General features: G+C 65.9%; 21 protein-coding genes. 9 read left to right on the top strand and 12 right to left on the bottom strand.

The window, feature by feature from the left end; all coding sequences use genetic code 11:
* The first annotated feature begins 5 nt into the window (after nt 1-5).
* The 3 genes from pstB to phoB are packed head-to-tail and all read left to right on the top strand — an operon-like array spanning nt 6 to nt 2,203.
* Nucleotides 6-800 (top strand): phosphate ABC transporter ATP-binding protein PstB, encoded by a 795-nt coding sequence (pstB, locus tag GU927_RS11395; protein ID WP_161762567.1) that lies wholly within the window; start codon nt 6-8, stop codon nt 798-800.
* Nucleotides 801-812: 12 nt separating this feature from the next.
* Nucleotides 813-1,523: a phosphate signaling complex protein PhoU gene (gene phoU, locus GU927_RS11390; protein ID WP_217765601.1), complete on the top strand. Its 711-nt coding sequence runs from the start codon at nt 813-815 to the stop codon at nt 1,521-1,523.
* The gene (gene phoB, locus GU927_RS11385; protein ID WP_161762566.1) at nt 1,520-2,203 is read left to right on the top strand and encodes a phosphate regulon transcriptional regulator PhoB; all 684 of its coding nucleotides are present in this window, start codon (nt 1,520-1,522) and stop codon (nt 2,201-2,203) included. The genes phoU and phoB overlap by 4 nt, the downstream gene beginning before the upstream one ends.
* Before the next feature lie 27 nt (nt 2,204-2,230).
* Here the strand turns inward: phoB and GU927_RS11380 are convergent, their stop codons facing one another.
* From GU927_RS11380 to GU927_RS11360, 5 genes are all read right to left on the bottom strand, one after another.
* The gene (locus tag GU927_RS11380; RefSeq protein WP_161762565.1) at nt 2,231-2,533 is read right to left on the bottom strand and encodes an FtsB family cell division protein; all 303 of its coding nucleotides are present in this window, start codon (nt 2,531-2,533) and stop codon (nt 2,231-2,233) included.
* A gap of 150 nt (nt 2,534-2,683) precedes the next feature.
* Nucleotides 2,684-3,076, bottom strand: a complete 393-nt coding sequence (locus tag GU927_RS11375) for a phospholipid-binding protein (RefSeq protein ID WP_161762564.1) — start codon at nt 3,074-3,076, stop codon at nt 2,684-2,686.
* A gap of 100 nt (nt 3,077-3,176) precedes the next feature.
* A complete protein-coding gene (locus GU927_RS11370; RefSeq protein ID WP_161762563.1) occupies nt 3,177-4,106 on the bottom strand; it encodes a class I fructose-bisphosphate aldolase in 930 nt (309 codons plus the stop codon).
* Between the two features lie 139 nt (nt 4,107-4,245).
* On the bottom strand, nt 4,246-4,476 hold the full coding sequence (locus GU927_RS11365; RefSeq protein WP_161762562.1) for a BON domain-containing protein: 231 nt from the start codon (nt 4,474-4,476) through the stop codon (nt 4,246-4,248).
* A gap of 57 nt (nt 4,477-4,533) precedes the next feature.
* A complete protein-coding gene (locus GU927_RS11360) occupies nt 4,534-5,724 on the bottom strand; it encodes a phosphoglycerate kinase (protein ID WP_161762682.1) in 1,191 nt (396 codons plus the stop codon).
* 140 nt (nt 5,725-5,864) lie between these two features.
* Here GU927_RS11360 and GU927_RS11355 point away from each other — a divergent pair, with 140 nt between their 5' ends.
* The 3 genes from GU927_RS11355 to GU927_RS11345 all read left to right on the top strand — a co-directional run bounded on the left by GU927_RS11355 (nt 5,865) and on the right by GU927_RS11345 (nt 8,728).
* Nucleotides 5,865-6,374 carry a peptidylprolyl isomerase gene (locus GU927_RS11355; protein ID WP_161762561.1) on the top strand — a complete coding sequence of 170 codons (510 nt, stop codon included), beginning with the start codon at nt 5,865-5,867 and terminating at the stop codon, nt 6,372-6,374.
* Nucleotides 6,364-6,972: a peptidylprolyl isomerase gene (locus GU927_RS11350; protein WP_161762560.1), complete on the top strand. Its 609-nt coding sequence runs from the start codon at nt 6,364-6,366 to the stop codon at nt 6,970-6,972. The genes GU927_RS11355 and GU927_RS11350 overlap by 11 nt, the downstream gene beginning before the upstream one ends.
* A gap of 208 nt (nt 6,973-7,180) precedes the next feature.
* On the top strand, nt 7,181-8,728 hold the full coding sequence (locus GU927_RS11345; RefSeq protein ID WP_161762680.1) for a trimethylamine methyltransferase family protein: 1,548 nt from the start codon (nt 7,181-7,183) through the stop codon (nt 8,726-8,728).
* A 40-nt stretch (nt 8,729-8,768) separates the two neighbouring features.
* On the opposite strand, the gene GU927_RS11340 is transcribed toward GU927_RS11345, so the two are convergent.
* The gene (locus tag GU927_RS11340) at nt 8,769-9,071 is read right to left on the bottom strand and encodes a DUF6477 family protein (protein ID WP_232489200.1); all 303 of its coding nucleotides are present in this window, start codon (nt 9,069-9,071) and stop codon (nt 8,769-8,771) included.
* A gap of 208 nt (nt 9,072-9,279) precedes the next feature.
* On the opposite strand from GU927_RS11340, the gene GU927_RS11335 reads away from it, so the two are divergent.
* Nucleotides 9,280-10,404, top strand: a complete 1,125-nt coding sequence (locus GU927_RS11335) for a DUF6456 domain-containing protein (protein WP_161762559.1) — start codon at nt 9,280-9,282, stop codon at nt 10,402-10,404.
* A 3-nt stretch (nt 10,405-10,407) separates the two neighbouring features.
* Here GU927_RS11335 and GU927_RS11330 read toward each other — a convergent pair whose 3' ends face one another.
* Entirely contained in the window at nt 10,408-10,977 is a 570-nt protein-coding gene (locus GU927_RS11330; RefSeq protein ID WP_161762558.1) for a hypothetical protein, read from the bottom strand.
* A 177-nt stretch (nt 10,978-11,154) separates the two neighbouring features.
* On the opposite strand from GU927_RS11330, the gene lipA reads away from it, so the two are divergent.
* Nucleotides 11,155-12,105, top strand: coding sequence for a lipoyl synthase (lipA, locus tag GU927_RS11325; protein ID WP_161762557.1), 951 nt, complete (start codon nt 11,155-11,157; stop codon nt 12,103-12,105).
* A 71-nt stretch (nt 12,106-12,176) separates the two neighbouring features.
* Here the strand turns inward: lipA and GU927_RS11320 are convergent, their stop codons facing one another.
* From GU927_RS11320 to hpt, 4 genes are all read right to left on the bottom strand, one after another.
* Nucleotides 12,177-13,058, bottom strand: coding sequence for a hypothetical protein (locus GU927_RS11320; protein ID WP_161762556.1), 882 nt, complete (start codon nt 13,056-13,058; stop codon nt 12,177-12,179).
* A 91-nt stretch (nt 13,059-13,149) separates the two neighbouring features.
* Nucleotides 13,150-14,034, bottom strand: coding sequence for a c-type cytochrome (locus GU927_RS11315; RefSeq protein ID WP_161762555.1), 885 nt, complete (start codon nt 14,032-14,034; stop codon nt 13,150-13,152).
* 77 nt (nt 14,035-14,111) lie between these two features.
* The gene (locus GU927_RS11310; RefSeq protein WP_217765600.1) at nt 14,112-14,279 is read right to left on the bottom strand and encodes a hypothetical protein; all 168 of its coding nucleotides are present in this window, start codon (nt 14,277-14,279) and stop codon (nt 14,112-14,114) included.
* Between the two features lie 3 nt (nt 14,280-14,282).
* Nucleotides 14,283-14,822: a hypoxanthine phosphoribosyltransferase gene (hpt, locus tag GU927_RS11305; RefSeq protein ID WP_161762554.1), complete on the bottom strand. Its 540-nt coding sequence runs from the start codon at nt 14,820-14,822 to the stop codon at nt 14,283-14,285.
* A gap of 73 nt (nt 14,823-14,895) precedes the next feature.
* On the opposite strand from hpt, the gene GU927_RS11300 reads away from it, so the two are divergent.
* Nucleotides 14,896-15,351 carry a type II toxin-antitoxin system RatA family toxin gene (locus tag GU927_RS11300; RefSeq protein ID WP_161762553.1) on the top strand — a complete coding sequence of 152 codons (456 nt, stop codon included), beginning with the start codon at nt 14,896-14,898 and terminating at the stop codon, nt 15,349-15,351.
* A gap of 27 nt (nt 15,352-15,378) precedes the next feature.
* Here GU927_RS11300 and GU927_RS11295 read toward each other — a convergent pair whose 3' ends face one another.
* A complete protein-coding gene (locus tag GU927_RS11295) occupies nt 15,379-15,849 on the bottom strand; it encodes a CinA family protein (RefSeq protein WP_161762552.1) in 471 nt (156 codons plus the stop codon).
* Nucleotides 15,850-15,856: the final 7 nt, after the last annotated feature.

The following is a 15,856-nucleotide window of genomic DNA, read 5'->3' as shown; positions in this document are numbered from 1 at the left end:
CCCCCATGAACGACATGCGTCTGACGGAGAAAGTCGTGACCGAGACAGCCAAGATCACCGCCCGCGGCGTGCAGGTCCATTACGGCACCAATCACGCCCTGAAGGATGTCGATGTCGACATCCTCGACAAGACGGTGACCGCCTTCATCGGCCCCTCGGGCTGTGGCAAATCCACCTTCCTGCGCTGCCTGAACCGGATGAACGACACCGTCGCCTCCGCCCGCGTCACGGGCCGGATCGAGATGGACGGTCAGGACATCTACGACCCCCGCGTCGACCCGGTGCAACTGCGCGCCAAGGTCGGGATGGTGTTCCAGAAGCCCAACCCCTTCCCGAAATCCATCTACGACAACGTGGCCTATGGCCCCAAGATCCACGGCCTCGCCCGCGGCAAGGCTGAACTGGACGAGATCGTGGAAACCTCGCTCAAGAAGGCAGCGCTCTGGAACGAGGTGAAGGACCGTCTCGCCGCCCCCGGCACCGGCCTTTCGGGCGGCCAGCAGCAGCGCCTCTGCATCGCGCGCGCCGTGGCGACCAGCCCCGAGGTTCTTCTGATGGACGAACCCTGTTCCGCCCTCGATCCCATCGCCACCGCGCAGGTCGAGGAACTGATCGACGAACTCCGCGCGCAATTCTCGGTGGTGATCGTCACCCATTCCATGCAGCAGGCGGCGCGTGTGTCGCAGCGCACGGCCTTCTTCCACCTTGGCCATCTGGTCGAATACGGCGAGACGGGGCACATCTTCACCAACCCCACCGACCCCCGCACCGAAGCCTACATCACCGGCCGCATCGGCTGATCCGAGGACATCATGACCCAATCCCACATCCTCTCGGCCTTCGACCGCGACCTCGAATCCATCCAGGCCCTTGTCATGCGCATGGGCGGTCTGGTCGAGGCTGCCATCCTCGACGCGGCCGAGGCGCTGGAAACCCGAGACGAGGAAATGGCCCAGCGCGTCCGCGCCGGTGACAAGGCCATCGACGCGCTGGAGGAACAGATCAACGCCGAATGCGCCCGCGTCATCGCGATCCGCGCCCCCGCTGCCTCGGACCTGCGTACGATCCTGACCGTGATGAAGATTGCGGCCAACCTCGAACGCTGCGGCGACTATGCCAAGAACCTTGCCAAACGGTCGATGGTGCTGTCGCAGATGGCCGCGCTTCCGGGGTCCACCGGATCGATCCGGCGCATGGCAAAACAGGTGACACTGCTGCTGAAGGACGCACTCGACGCCTATATCGCCCGCGATGCCCGCATGGCCGAAGACGTGCGCCAGCGCGATCAGGACGTCGACCAGATGTACAACGCGCTCTTCCGTGAACTCCTGACCCACATGATGGAAGATCCGCGCAACATCACCCCCGCGATGCACCTGCATTTCATTGCCAAGAACATCGAACGTGTGGGCGATCATGCCACCGGCATCGCGGAACAGGTGATCTACCTCGTCACCGGACAGTTGCCCGGCGAGGCGCGTCCCAAGATCGACAGTACCACCGCAGGCGGGCAGGGCGCATGACCCAGCCCAGCGTCCTGCTTGTCGAGGACGAACCGGCCCAACGCGAGGTTCTGGCCTACAACCTTGCCGCCGAGGGTTTCGTCGTCCAGACCGCCGCCACAGGGGCCGAGGCCGAACTGCTCTTGCGGGAATCCCCGCCCGACCTGATCCTTCTCGACTGGATGATGCCAGAGCTTTCGGGGATCGAACTCTGCCGCCGGATCAAGCTGCGCCCCGAGACGCGGTCGATTCCCGTCGTCATGATTTCCGCCCGCAGCGAAGAGGTGGATCGTGTGCGCGGGCTGGAGACGGGGGCGGATGACTATGTCGTCAAACCCTATTCCATGGTCGAACTCATGGCCCGCCTGCGCGTGCAACTGCGCCGCGTGCGGCCCGTGACGGTGGGATTGGTGCTGGAACATGGCGACATCCGGCTTGATCCGGAAACGCACCGCGTCCATCGGGGCGCGGTCGAGGTGAAGCTGGGCCCCACCGAATTCCGCCTCCTCACGACCTTCCTTGAAAAACCCGGTCGCGTCTTCACGCGCGAGGCCTTGCTCGACCGTGTCTGGGGGCGCGACATCTATGTCGAAACCCGCACCGTGGATGTGCATGTGGGTCGCCTGCGAAAGGCGCTTACCGAAAAGGGCGGGGACGACCCGATCCGCACGGTACGCGGTGCCGGCTATTCTCTGGGCTAGGGCAGGGGACGGCCCCGTGCGGGGCTGTCAGTGGATGACGACCTCGTCCGCGCGGACATAACCCAGCACTTCCCGTGCCTGTTCATCCAGCAGGTCGATATCCAGAAACTCGTCCGACAGCCGCTTCGTGCGGTTCTGCATCTGGGCCAGTTCGGCGGCGAGGGCGTCGCGCTCGGCCTGCAATTCCTCCGCCTCGGCGGCGATCTCGACTTGCCTGAAGACCCCATAGTCGCCCTGCACGGCGGCAAAGGTGAAGTAACTGCCCAGCGTGAAGGCCAACAGGAAATAGACCATGGCCCCAAGGGACGGGCGCGCCGAGGATTGGTTCATCTGCTCTTGCCTCTATCGGCCCCTCTTGACGGGGGTCCGTTAAGATGACTTGACCACATTCCCGCGCGCGGGCCAAGCGTCACGGCCCCGCCTCTGGCAGCGCATCCGCCGATTGGGACTTTCGCGCAACAGCCCGCCGCGCCCGTGCCGCTATTCGGGATAGGTCCGGCTCGCCTTGGCCACACCAAGTTTGCCGCCGTTCTTCTTGCTCTGCGCGGTGGCGGTCCACTCGTAGGTATGCACCTCGCCGGGCGGGCAGGGGGATTTATAGCTGAAGGCGCCCGCGGGCACCGTTCCGCTGCCGTCATAGGCCACCACGCCGCCGCCATGGTTGAACGAAGGCACGTCGCGGTCCACCAGCCGGAACTTGATGAAGGCGGTTCCTTCGGGGGCGTCCTTGATGGTGAAGGCGGGGCTTTTCACCGTTTTGGCATTGCCGGTGTTGCACAGCTTCAACCCGTCCCAGGTGAAGGCGATCTCGAAGGCATGGGCTGCGGGCGCAAGGCAGGACAAGGCGGCAGCAAACAGAACCGGTCTGAACATGATCTCTCCGCAATCAAAGAAGGCGCCCCGCCCGTCGCGGAACGCCCCTTCACAATGCCTCCGGATTGCCCGCGCGCCAAGCGCGGAGAGCTTACCGGCCTCAGCCGCGACCCTTGTAGATGTCGACCAGCTTGTTCAGCATGGCCAGCGCATCCGCCCGCGGCCGCTGGAAACTGTTCCGCCCGATGATCGATCCGTTGCCGCCACCGTCACGGATGGCGCGCGCATCGTCATAGACCGCATCCTCGCCCTTGGCCGCGCCGCCCGAAAAGACCACCAGACGGCGCCCCGCAAAGCAGGCATCGACGATGTGGCGCACGCGGGCGGCCATGGTCGACCCGTCGATCTGCTGTTTGAGGTAGACCTTCTTCGCCTCGTCCTGTTCCAGATAGTCCGACGGCAACTTCACCTTGATGATATGCGCGCCCAGCATGGTCGCGATATGGGCGGCATAGGCGGTCACGTCAAAGGCCGTCTCGCCCTCTTTCGACAGCGCCTCGCCGCGCGGATAGGACCAGATCACGGTGGCAATCCCGCAGGCCGCCGCCTCGGCACGCAGTTCCTTGATCTCCTCGTACATGTCCAGCGCCATGTCCGACCCCGGATAGATCGTGAACCCGATGGCCGAGCAGCCCAGCCGCAGCGCATCCTGGACCGAGGCAACGACCGCCTGATTCTTGCCCGCCGTGCCCGACATCAGGCTGTTGGCATGGTTCATCTTCAGGATGGTGGGGATCTGGCCCGCAAAGGTGTCCGCCCCCGCCTCGAGGTTGGCCAGCGGCGCGGCATAGGCCGACAGCCCCGCGTCGATCGCCAGCTGATAGTGGTAATGCGGGTCGTAACCTGCGGCATTCACCGCGAAGGACCGCGCGGGGCCATGTTCGAAGCCCTGGTCGACCGGCAGGATGATCATCTTGCCCGTCCCGCCCAGCTTGCCCTCCATCAGCATCCGGCAGAGGTTCGCCTTCACGCCGGGCGCCTCGCCCTCGTAGTTGCTCAGGATCTTCTGGACGGTCTTCGTCGCGCGCATTCTCTCACATCCCTTTTCGGTCAAATCGCGGGCCTTGCGCCCGTTTAGGCAAGCGGGATCGCCTTCGCAAACAGGTTAGCGCAACCATCCCCGCCTTTCGTCACTTTTTTCCGCCGGTCGCGCGGGCCATGGCGAAACCTCATCCGACGCTTATCCGGTTGGACACGCCCGCCACCCCGCCCACGGTGAGAGCGATGGTCCCCGCGGCCTCTCGCGCCGTCTCGGACGGGGCGCGGCCGCGCAGGACGATGGTATCCTCGATATACTCGACCTGAAGGTCCCCCAGCCCGAGTTCCGGGTCAGACAGCGCGGACAGGACCCGCGCCATCATGGCCCGATCCGCACGCGGCGGCAGTGAGTCGTCCTGCATCCCCATCCCCTTCCGTCTGGCGACAGGGGAAACCGCACCGCGCGGGCTTCGTTCCCGTCAGCCCATCAGCGCCGCAACGCCGGGCAGGTCCTTGCCCTCCATCCATTCGAGGAAGGCCCCTCCGGCGGTCGAGATGAAGGTGAAGTCCGCCGCTGCCCCCGCCGCGTTCAGCGCCGCCACCGTATCGCCCCCGCCCGCGACCGAGATCAGGCCACCCGCCTTGGTCAGCCGCGCCACGGCCTGCGCCGCCGCATTGGTCGCGGCGTTGAAGGGTTCGATCTCGAAGGCACCCAACGGCCCGTTCCAGATCAGCGTCTTGGCACCCTCGAACACCTTTACCAGCCCCGCCACCGTCTGCGGACCGGCGTCGAGGATCATCGCATCCGCAGGGCAGGCCGTCACCGCCACCGTCTCGTTCGCGGCACCCGCCTTGAACTCGCGCGCGACGACCACGTCGACCGGCAGATGGATCGTGCAGCCCGCCACCTTCGCCTTGCCCAGAATCTCGCGCGCCGTATCGGCCATGTCGCGTTCGGCCAGCGATTTGCCGACCTCGATCCCCTGTGCGACGAGGAAGGTATTGGCCATGCCCCCCCCGATCACCAGATGGTCGACCTTGGTCACCAGATTGCCCAGAAGGTCGAGCTTGGTCGAAACCTTCGCCCCGCCCACCACGGCCACCACGGGCCGCGCGGGCGATCCCAGCGCCGCCTCCAGCGCGCGCAGCTCCGCCTCCATCAGCCGACCCGCGGCGGTGGGCAGCAGCCCCGCGATTCCGGCGGTCGAGGCATGGGCGCGATGCGCGGCCGAGAAGGCGTCGTTGACATAGACATCCCCCAGCGCGGCCATCCCCTGCGCCAGCGCGGGGTCGTTCTTCTCTTCGCCCGCGTGGAAACGGGTGTTTTCCAGCAGGACCACATCCCCGGCACCCGCCGCCGCAATCGCCGCCCGCGCGGCATCGCCCACGCAATCCTCGCCAAATATGACCTTCCGCCCCGTCGCCGCCTCCAGCGCACCCACGACATGGCGCAGGCTCATCTCGGGCACGACCTTGCCCTTGGGCCGGTCGAAATGCGCCAGCAGCACCACCTTGCCGCCGCGTGCGACGATGTCCTCGACCGTGGGGACGATCTTCTCGATCCGCGTGGCGTCGGTCACCCGCCCGCCCTCCATCGGCACGTTGATGTCCACGCGCACAAGCACGGTCTTGCCCGCCAGTGCCACGTCATCCAGCGTCTTCCAGCCCATCATCGCCTCCAGTTCCCGCGAGTCATGCCCCTCTTTCCGCCGCTTCGGCGCGCCCGTCAACCGCGCGGGAACGCACACCCCTTTCCTTGGCCCGCCCGCGCCATTAGGTTCCCCGCATCAAGAAACCCGAAGGAACCCCCATGGCCGAGATCAAAGACCCCGAGAACACGATCATCCTGACGCTGAAAGACGGCGAGGTGGTGATCGAGCTTCTCACCGACATCGCCCCCAAGCATTGCGAACGGATGAAGCAGCTTGCCCGCGACAAGGCCTATGACAACGTGGCCTTCCACCGCGTGATCGAGGGCTTCATGGCCCAGACTGGCGATGTGGAAAACGGCAACATGGAAAACAACTTCAACCTGCGCCGCGCGGGCACGGGCGGGTCGTCCTATCCCGATCTGCCGGCCGAATTCAGCCGCATCCCGCATGACCGCGGCACGCTGGGGGCTGCGCGGTCGATGAACCCGAACAGCGCGAACAGCCAGTTCTTCATCAACTTCACCGACAACCATTTCCTGAACGGCCAGTACACGGTCTATGGCCGCGTCATCTCGGGCATGGCCCATGTCGACAAGATCACGCGGGGCGAGCCGCCGGCGACCCCCGACCGCATGATCACCGTCCGGGTGGCCGCCGATGTCGCGTGACCGTCTGATCGCAGGGGGGCTCTTCGCGCTCGGCCTTGCCGCGCTTGGCGGCTTCGCGCTGTCCCAGACCGCCACCGCACAGGACGCCACCGACGGCCCCGGCCCCAATCTGGTGATCGAGGTGGCGGGTTCCACCACAGGCACCATCACCATCGACATGGCGCCGGACCTTGCCCCCGCCCATGTGGCCCAGATCACCGCGCTGGCACAGGAAGGCGCCTATGACGGCGTGGTCTTCCACCGTGTGATCGAAGGCTTCATGGCCCAGACCGGCGATGTCGAATTCGGCCGCAACGGCGGGGATCTGGCACAGGCGGGCATGGGCGGGTCGACGAAACCCGACCTCGCCGCCGAATTCTCGGCCGCGACCTTCGACCGTGGCGTCGTGGGCATGGCGCGTTCGATGGACCCGAACTCGGCCAACAGCCAGTTCTTCATCATGTTCGCCCCCGCGCCGCATCTCGACGGGCAATACACCGTCGTGGGCCGCGTCATCGCAGGGATGGAGGTGGTGGACGCCATCAAGAAGGGCGATCCCGACGCAAACGGCGCCGTCGACGCGCCGGATTACATGGCCAAGGTCACCGTAGCCCCCTGACACAGGACGGGCGCGCGCCGTCGCGGCGGCGCACGCCCGCTTCCGCACCTGCTGCGACGGCAAGGTCGCTGGCCGTTTCCCGACATGTCGTTTTTGCACCTCAAGCGCCGGATTCGGCGACCGGCTTACCCTCATTTGGGCGCATAAGCGGGTCAAAGGATGCGCCCTTTTCCGGCGGCGCAAAGGCATGGAGACAGCGATGAGCGACATGGATGTTGCAGCAGGGGCAGGACGTCGGGTGCGCGGCGGCGGCGGTTCGGCACGGCGGGCGGAACGCACCGCGGTCAGCCTTGACACCGCGAAGTTCATCCAGCGCAACATCCCCAACTTCGAGATCCTCAACGACGAGGCGCTCGAAATCATCGAATGGAACGCCGAAACCGTCCTTGAGGAAATCGGCGTCAACTTCCCCGAGAACCCCGAGGCGCTGAAGCGCTGGAAGGATGCCGGTGCCGACGTGCAGGGCGAACGCGTCCGCATCCCCCGCGGTCTGGCGCGCAAACTCTGTGCCACCGCGCCCTCGACCTTCACCCAGCACGCGCGCAACTCGGCCCGCAACGTCGATATCGGCGGGCGCAATCTGGTTCTGGCCCCCGTCTACGGCCCGCCCTTCGTGCGCGACATGGAAGGCGGCCGCCGCTATGCCACGATCGAGGATTTCCGCAACTTCGTGAAACTGGGCTACATGTCCAAATGGCTGCACCATTCGGGCGGCACGGTCTGCGAGCCGACCGATGTGGCGGTGAACAAGCGTCACCTCGACATGCTGCACGCCCATATGACGCTGTCCGACAAGCCTTTCATGGGCTCTGTCACCGAACCCAGCCGCGCCGAGGATTCGGTCGAGATGGCAAAACTCCTGTTCGGGTCGGATTTCGTCGACCAGAACACGGTGATGACCTCGCTCATCAACATCAACTCGCCGCTCACCTTCGACAGCATCATGATGGGCGCGTTGGAAGTCTATGCCAAGGCGAACCAGGCCGCGATCGTGTCGCCCTTCATCGTGGGCGGGGCCATGGCGCCGGTGACGGTCGCAGGCACCCTGACGCAGGTCCTGGCCGAGGTTCTGGCGGGCGTGGCCTACAGCCAGCTCATCCGCAAGGGCGCGCCGGTGATCTTCGGGGCCTTCGTGACCTCCATCGACATGAACTCGGGCGCGCCCACCTTCGGCACCCCCGAAGCCGCACACATCACCTATGGCGCAGGGCAGCTTGCCCGCCGTCTGGGTCTGCCCTACCGCTCGGGCGGGTCTTTCTGCGGCTCGAAACTGCCCGACGCGCAGGCCGCCTATGAAACCGCCAACAGCCTGAACATGGCACTGCTCGCGGGTGTGAACTTCATGCTCCACGCTTGCGGCTGGCTGGAAGGCGGGCTGGTCTCCTCCTACGAGAAATTCGTCATGGATGCCGACCAGCTCGGCACGCTGCACCATCTGGCGCAGGGCATCTTCATGGACCAGAACGGGCAGGGCATGGACGCCATCCGCGAAGTCGGTCCGGGCGGCCACTATCTGGGCTGCGAGCACACGCAGGCCAATTTCAAATCGGCCTTCTGGCGGTCGGACCTCTTCGACTACAAACCCTTCGAGACATGGGCCGAAGAAGGCAGCCGCGATACGATGCAACTGGCCAACGAACGGGTGAAAAAGCAGCTGGCCGATTACCAGCAACCCGCCTTGGACGAAGGCATCCGGGAATCGCTGGACGAATATGTGGCCAAGAAAAAGGCCTCCATGCCGGACGCCTTCATCTGATCCCTCCGCGCCCCCCGCCGGTCGGGGGGCGCATACATGGCTAAAGCCCGCGCAACCTTTGTTCGGCCAGAAGCGCGATCAGCAATTCGACATGGCGCACGCTGTTCCATTGCGGACTCCCCTCGCGCCGCGCGGCCTCGGTCTCGGCCTCCAGCGCCACCAGCCGCTCCAGAACGGCCCCTCCCTTCGGTGTCTCGCCGCGCAGCAGGCGCGGCAGGTCACGGTCCCTGCGATACTCCATCAACCCGTGCCGCGCCGCTGCCATCAAAAGCCGCGGACGCCGGTCTGTCGGCATGTTCTCGGGCACGTTCGGGGTCTGGGCAAGGGCGGAACGACGGGACATGGCAACCTCCTGAACTGGACGTTTCCAGCCTAGGGGTGCGCAACCCTGCGTTGCGCGCAGTTGCAGAGTTGCGCGCGCAGGTGTAAGTTTTTGTTGACACTCGGGCAACAATTCTCGGTTTGCGGCCCGTTATTCATTAATTTTCCGGCAACCGGACGCGGCTTCGGCCTTGTCCGGCCTGTTGAACGGGGCGCGAGAAGGACAAGACATGCATCACCCGACGCTGCCCCCTGTTTCCGATACCCTGCCGCAATGGCTGCCCGTTTCGGTGCGCCACTATCTTGACCATACCGCCGGTGGCACCTCGCTGCGCGAACTTGCCCGCCGTGATGGCGTGGCGGCCTCGACCGTGCTGCGTCAGGTCCGCCAATGCGAGACGCGCCGTGACGACCCTCTGGTTGACGCGGCGCTCGACGCGCTGCGCGGTGCCGCGGGCGCGGGTCGGGGGCAGGGGGGCGCGTCCCCAAAGGACAACACCGCCATGACCGCCCATCCCCGCCCCGATGCCCTGCCGCAGGATGCCGCCACCCTCGCCGCCGAGGCGCGCCGCGTCCTGCGCCGACTTGCCGAACCCGGCTCGGTGCTAGCCATTTCCAGCGAACTCGATCGCGCCGTGGTCCTGCGCGAACAGCCCGACGGCCGCCAGTCGCGCCTCTGCGTGGTCGAACGCAACATCGCGCAAGCCTTCGCCCTGAAGGACTGGATCGCCTGCGATCGCCCGGGCAAGGTTGCCGCCTACCGCATCACCTCTGCCGGTCGCGGAGCCCTCCGCCGCCTGCTGGCCGAGGACGAGATGCGCGCGGGTGGCGTACGCGAGGCACAGTTCATCTACGCCTCCCAGCATCGCGACATGGCCGAACGCGACGCGCCCGCGGGGGACGGCCCGCGTCGCCTGCGCTATAACGCAGCCGAAAGCCCTGTCACCGCGCTTGGCCGCAAGCTCGACCGCGACGGAAAGCCCTATCTGTCGCATGACCTCGTCCGCATCGCCGAACGCCTGCGCGAGGATTTCGAACTGGCCCAGATGGGCCCGCGCGTAGCCCAGAACTGGGACCGCTTCCTCGCGGCAGGGGATCGCGGCAGCTTCGGCCCCGACAGCGGCATCGCCGACGGCCCCCGCGCCGCGCGTGACCGCGTGGCCGAGGCGCTGCGTGACCTTGGCCCCGGTCTGGCCGATGTGGCCTTGCGCGTCTGCTGTTTTCTGGAAGGCATCGAAACCACCGAACGCCGCATGGGCTGGGCCGCGCGTTCGGGCAAGATCGTCCTGCGGATCGCGCTCCAGCGGCTCAAGCGGCATTATGACGAAAGGGTAGGGCGCTCGGTGATCGGCTAGGGATCAGGCGGTAAAGCCGCCCGCCACGATGATCACCGACAGCGCCGCCAGCCAGACCGCGGCCACCCGCGCGACCAGAGGGGGAAACCCCTCGCCATCCTCGGCCCCCGGCAGGCAACAGCCGAGAAAGGCCCAGAAACCGGCAACAGCCACGACGCACAGCGCAAGCACCGCGAAGGCAGCCCCCGTCGCCCCCGCGGCGGGGAGCAGCACCAGCCCCATCACCAGCCCCTTCGGGTTCAACAGCGTGGTCACGGCCAGACGCGCGGCCGTGACGGTGCCGTCCCGTGCAGAAGCCTCCTCGCGGTGCCACATCTTCCACGCCAGAAACAGCACCCACAGCCCCGCCAGCGTGGCAACCACAGGTCGCAACACCCCGATCTGTCCAGCCAGCGCCTCGGCCAGCATTGCCAGCGGCGCAATCACCGCCAGATAGGCCGCCAGTTCCACCGGAATCAGCCGCAGCGACCGCAGCAGCCCCCGCTCGGCCCCCGCCAGCAGCATCAACGTATTGGTCGGTCCCGGCGTCAGCAGCAGAAGCATCAGCGCGATGGTCAGTCCGGCCAGCGTCATTTCGGCGAATCTCCCGTATTCCTTTCGCCACCCTGTCAGAGCAGCCAATCGCGCTGCATGACATGAATCAATTCCATCCCCTGCATCCGTTCGCCATGCCGCCACGGCACCAAGTCGCGTTGCACCTGCCGCGCAACGCGCTTATGTCTGTCTCACGCCGAAAGGGAGGATGACCCGTTGCGCGACCTCAAGCTGCCCGACCAGCGCCACCCCGAAAAGGCGCACCGCCCCGACAATGAACAGCCGAAGAAACCGGCCTGGATCCGCGTCAAGGCGCCCACCTCGGCGGGTTACAAGGCCACGCGCGACATCCTGCGGGAAAAGAAGCTTGTCACCGTCTGCGAAGAGGCGGGCTGTCCCAATGTGGGCGAATGCTGGTCGCAGGGCCATGCCACCATGATGATCATGGGCGAAATCTGCACCCGCGGATGCACCTTCTGCAACGTGGCCACCGGCAAGCCGCAAACGCTCGACGCCTTCGAACCCGGCCGTGTGGCCCATGCTGTGGAACAGCTCGGCCTGAAGCATGTGGTCGTCACAAGTGTCGACCGCGACGATCTGGAAGATGGCGGGGCGGACCACTTCGCCCAGACCATCCGCGCCATCCGCCACCGCTCGCCCGACACCACGATCGAGATCCTGACGCCCGACTTCCTGAAATGCCCGCCCTCGGCACTGGAAACGGTGGTGGAGGCACGGCCCGACGTCTTCAACCACAACCTTGAAACCGTCCCCGGCCTCTACCCCGAAGTGCGCCCCGGCGCGCGCTACTTCCACTCGCTTCGGCTCTTGCAGAAGGTCAAGGAACTCGACCCCGGCATGTTCACCAAATCCGGCATCATGGTCGGTCTGGGCGAGGACCGGCAGGCCGTGCTTCAGGTGATGGACGACATGCGGGCGGCGGATGTCGATTTCCTGACCATCGGGCAATATCTGCAACCCACGCCGAAACATCACCGCGTCGCCCGTTTCGTCACCCCCGACGAATTCAAAGGGTATGAGACGGCCGCCTATGGCAAGGGCTTCCTCATGGTCTCTGCCACGCCGCTGACGCGGTCGTCCTATCATGCAGGCGATGACTTTGCCCGCCTGAGGGACGCGCGCAACGCGAAACTCGGCCGCGGCTGACCGCGTCGAAACCAACAAAAAGGGCCGCGATTTTCGCGACCCTTTTCAATGCTTTGCAGGCCGTTCTTCCCTTAGAACTCGAACCCGATCGAGGCATCCAGCGTCATGCTGGTGTTGTTCCCGTCCGCCGCGCCGAACTGGGCATAGGCACCGTTGCCAAAGCCATATTCCGCCTCGACCCCGATCATATTGCCATCGACCGCGCCCCCTTCGGCCCGCACATGCCCGCGCACCGTCAGGGCATCGCTGACCGAATAGCCGACAAAGGCGCTCGCCGCCTCGGTCGTGCCGATGATCCGCTGGCTGGTCAGGTAAAGCCCCATGTCGAACTGGCCCGCCTGATGGTTGGCCCCGACCGTCACGGCCAGATTGCCATCCTCGCCCTCGACCGTGCCCTCGATCTCGGTCCCGCTGCCCATCTCGTACTGTCCGGCCATCTGCCAGAACAGCCCGCTCGTATCCGTCAGGCGATGGACCGACGCGCCATAGCTCAGCGCGCCCGACTCCGCCGTCAGCCGCGCGCCATAGACCTGCTCGCCATTGGCCTTGGCCAGACCGCTGACGACCGAAGTGGTGCGTTGGTCATAGCCCCATTGCAACTCGCGGATGCCGGCAAAATCGGGGATCTTCACCATCATGTCCGCCACCGGCTGCGGCGCACCGACCGCCAGCTCGCCCGGCCCGATCCCGAAGCTCAGCGCCACATAGGGCACCGACCGGTCGGTCCCCGTCTCCAGATCGTGGTCGATGTCCCCGCCCAGCTCGAACCCCAACCCGCCCTCATAGCGCAGGAACAACTCGCCCGACAGATTGGTCCCCGACGCCCCGTTGCGCCGCGTATGTTCGAATTCCAACCCGCCGTTGAAGCTCATGCCTTCCAGACCTTGGGAAAGCGCCGGAACGGGTGATGCAAGAAAAAGCAGCGCCAGCGCGCCGCCGAAATGCCTGTTCATTGGATACACCATGCTGCTCTGTTTTTTTACAGGGCTACCACGTATGGGGATTCCCCGCAATCACAAGCAGAAGAGCAGATGCCCCCCGCCATCATTCGGCGGCGGGAACCCGTGCCAGATAGGCCGCCACCGCCCGCCGGTCGCTTTCGGGCAGGCTGGCCATGTTTTCCACCACATGTGCCATGTGCCCGCCGACGGAATCATATTCGGGCGTGAAGCCCGACGTCAGGTAGGTCACGATCTCGCCCTGCGACCAGCGCAGCTTGGCAGGCGTGATATTGGGAATATTGCCTTCGCCCGACGGGTTCGGCGCGCCCGCCAGCCAGCGCGACATATCCACCCCGCCCAGCACATTGCGCGGTGTGTGGCATTCGCCGCAATGGGCCAGCGCCTCGACGATCTCGCGCCCTCGCGTCTCTTCGGGCGACAGATCGCCCTGCATCACCCATCCATCGGTCAGGAACAGCGCCTTCCAGACGCCCAGCGTGCGTCGGATGCTGAAGGGAAAGCCGATCTCGTGCGGCTGGCTCGCGGCATCCGAGGGCGGCAGTCCCTGCATATAGGCGTGGAGATCCGCCACATCCTGCGGCTGCATCCGCGCGTATGACCCATAGGGCAGGGCAGGGTAGTAATGCGCCCCCTCCGGCGACACGCCCCGCATCAGAGCGTTCCCCAGATCGGCCACGCTCCAGCCCCCGATTCCGGACGCCGAGGGCGATATGTTGGGCGCGACGAATGTGCCGAAATCCGACGGAAACCGCTGCCCGCCCGCGAGCACAAGCTCCGCCCCCTCCGCAGCGCCCGGTGCCACATGGCACGAGGCGCAACCGGCAGCGGCAAAGACCGTCTCGCCCCGCGCCGGATCACCTGCCAACCCGTCAAAGGTGGATGCCGGCAGGGGATCGGGCGCGGTGATCCACCATCCCCCCGCAGCCGCCGCCAGAACCATAACCGAAAGGGCCGGAAGAACGCGCATTGCAAAACCTCGCTCCAGAACGCCGCCAGCCTAGCGCAGCCCTGCGCGGCGGGGCCAGTGACGAAGTCGCGATGACCTCAGGGTTTCACCTTTTGCGGGGTCAATGCCTCGGGCCAGCCGAACAGCCATTCGATGCCGAAGACCACCAGACAAAGCGCAATCACCCCCACCACCAGCTTCACCCGCGCGGGCGAGGGCGGATTGCGCGCCCAGCGCGCCATGCGGATCAGCCAGATCGGTGTCACGCGCTACTCCGTGAAGCGGACCTTGCCGATATAGGGCAGGTTGCGGTTGCGCTGAGCGAAATCGATGCCGTAGCCCACCACGAATTCGTCGGGAATCTCGAACCCCGTCCAGGTCGCCTTGATGTCCACCTCGCGCCGCGACGGCTTGTCCAGCAGCGCGCAAACCTCCAGCCGCTTTGGCTCGCGGCTCAAGAGCAGGTTCTTCACGTGATGCAGGGTGAAACCGGTATCCACGATATCCTCGACCACCAGCACATCCCGCCCCGCTATCTCGCCCCGCAGGTCCTTCAGGATGCGCACCTCGCGGCTGGAATGCATCGCATCGCCATAGCTCGACGCCTCGAGGAAATCGACCTCCACCGGCAGGTCGATCTCGCGCACCAGATCCGCGATAAAGACGAAGGACCCGCGCAGCAGCCCCACCACCACCAGCTTGTCGGTACCCGCATAATGCGCCGTGATCTCGGCGGCCAGCGCCTCGACCCGCGCCGCGATGGCCTTGGCGCTGATCATCTGGTCTATGACATATGGCCGCTCTGACATCCTGCCCCCCTTGATTTCCTCCCAAGCTCTAACCAATACGGGGCAGACTGTCACGAAGGTCAGGCGCCTGCCCATGCCCACCCATCACGAAATCAAACGCCTGCCCTATACGGCGCAACAGATGTACGACCTTGTGGCGGACGTCGCGTCCTATCCCAAATTCCTGCCGTGGAACTCCGCCGCGCGCATCCGCTCGCGCAAGGCCATGCCCGACGGGTCCGAGGTGATGGAGGCCGATCTGGTGATCTCCTTCAAGGTGTTCCGCGAACGCTTCGGCAGCCGCGTCACACTCTGGCCTGACCTGAGAAAGATCGACACCGAATATCTGGACGGCCCCTTCAAGCACATGAAATCCACATGGGCCTTCCGCGATGTCGAGGGCGGCTGCGAGGTGGAATTCTTCGTCGATTTCGAATTCCGCAACGCGATCCTGCAAGGGATCATCGGCGTGGTCTTCAATGATGCCATGCAGCGCGTCGTGCGCGCCTTCGAACGCCGCGCGGCGGAACTTCACGGGCCGAGGGTCTGATCCGTACAGGGTGCTCCGGCCCGCACCTCAGGCCAGCGCCCGCGCCAACAGGGCCAGCGCATGCTCCACGGTCGCCGCGCGCACCTTGCCCCGCCCGATGGGCCCGAATTCCACAGTCTCGACCAGCGTCGGCTTTCCCGCCTGTGCCAACCCGAAACAGACCCGTCCCTCGGGCTTGAACTCCGACCCGCCCGGTCCGGCGATTCCCGTCACCGCCACGGCCAGCTGCGCCGCCGAACGCTCCAGCGCCCCCTCGGCCATCTCGCGCGCCACATCCTCAGACACCGCGCCATGCGCCTCGAGCGTTGCGGTCCTGACCCCCAGCATCTCGCGCTTGGCCGCGTTGGAATAGGTGACGAAGCCGCGGTCGAACACGTCGGACGATCCGGCCACGTCGGTCAGCGCGCCGGAAATCAGCCCTCCGGTGCAGCTTTCCGCCGTCGCGATCCGCACACCCCAATAGCGCGCCGCCTGCAAGACCTCTGCCGCCGTTGCCATAGCCGCC

Origin of the sequence: Paragemmobacter amnigenus (assembly GCF_009908265.2) — a bacterium.
Taxonomy (GTDB): Bacteria; Pseudomonadota; Alphaproteobacteria; order Rhodobacterales; family Rhodobacteraceae; genus Paragemmobacter; species Paragemmobacter amnigenus.
Note: the sequence above shows the minus strand (reverse complement) of the source record. Positions and strands in the feature narration are given on the sequence as shown.

What these genes read in the sequence shown, in the direction of transcription:
- pstB (WP_161762567.1), top strand. Translation starts at nt 6, where the DNA reads ATGAACGACATGCGTCTGACGGAGAAAGTCGTGACCGAGACAGCCAAG.
- phoU (WP_217765601.1), top strand. Translation starts at nt 813, where the DNA reads ATGACCCAATCCCACATCCTCTCGGCCTTCGACCGCGACCTCGAATCC.
- phoB (WP_161762566.1), top strand. Translation starts at nt 1,520, where the DNA reads ATGACCCAGCCCAGCGTCCTGCTTGTCGAGGACGAACCGGCCCAACGC.
- GU927_RS11380 (WP_161762565.1), bottom strand. Translation starts at nt 2,533, where the DNA reads ATGAACCAATCCTCGGCGCGCCCGTCCCTTGGGGCCATGGTCTATTTC.
- GU927_RS11375 (WP_161762564.1), bottom strand. Translation starts at nt 3,076, where the DNA reads ATGTTCAGACCGGTTCTGTTTGCTGCCGCCTTGTCCTGCCTTGCGCCC.
- GU927_RS11370 (WP_161762563.1), bottom strand. Translation starts at nt 4,106, where the DNA reads ATGCGCGCGACGAAGACCGTCCAGAAGATCCTGAGCAACTACGAGGGC.
- GU927_RS11365 (WP_161762562.1), bottom strand. Translation starts at nt 4,476, where the DNA reads ATGCAGGACGACTCACTGCCGCCGCGTGCGGATCGGGCCATGATGGCG.
- GU927_RS11360 (WP_161762682.1), bottom strand. Translation starts at nt 5,724, where the DNA reads ATGGGCTGGAAGACGCTGGATGACGTGGCACTGGCGGGCAAGACCGTG.
- GU927_RS11355 (WP_161762561.1), top strand. Translation starts at nt 5,865, where the DNA reads ATGGCCGAGATCAAAGACCCCGAGAACACGATCATCCTGACGCTGAAA.
- GU927_RS11350 (WP_161762560.1), top strand. Translation starts at nt 6,364, where the DNA reads ATGTCGCGTGACCGTCTGATCGCAGGGGGGCTCTTCGCGCTCGGCCTT.
- GU927_RS11345 (WP_161762680.1), top strand. Translation starts at nt 7,181, where the DNA reads ATGGATGTTGCAGCAGGGGCAGGACGTCGGGTGCGCGGCGGCGGCGGT.
- GU927_RS11340 (WP_232489200.1), bottom strand. Translation starts at nt 9,071, where the DNA reads ATGTCCCGTCGTTCCGCCCTTGCCCAGACCCCGAACGTGCCCGAGAAC.
- GU927_RS11335 (WP_161762559.1), top strand. Translation starts at nt 9,280, where the DNA reads ATGCATCACCCGACGCTGCCCCCTGTTTCCGATACCCTGCCGCAATGG.
- GU927_RS11330 (WP_161762558.1), bottom strand. Translation starts at nt 10,977, where the DNA reads ATGACGCTGGCCGGACTGACCATCGCGCTGATGCTTCTGCTGCTGACG.
- GU927_RS11320 (WP_161762556.1), bottom strand. Translation starts at nt 13,058, where the DNA reads ATGAACAGGCATTTCGGCGGCGCGCTGGCGCTGCTTTTTCTTGCATCA.
- GU927_RS11315 (WP_161762555.1), bottom strand. Translation starts at nt 14,034, where the DNA reads ATGCGCGTTCTTCCGGCCCTTTCGGTTATGGTTCTGGCGGCGGCTGCG.
- hpt (WP_161762554.1), bottom strand. Translation starts at nt 14,822, where the DNA reads ATGTCAGAGCGGCCATATGTCATAGACCAGATGATCAGCGCCAAGGCC.
- GU927_RS11300 (WP_161762553.1), top strand. Translation starts at nt 14,896, where the DNA reads ATGCCCACCCATCACGAAATCAAACGCCTGCCCTATACGGCGCAACAG.
- GU927_RS11295 (WP_161762552.1), bottom strand. Translation starts at nt 15,849, where the DNA reads ATGGCAACGGCGGCAGAGGTCTTGCAGGCGGCGCGCTATTGGGGTGTG.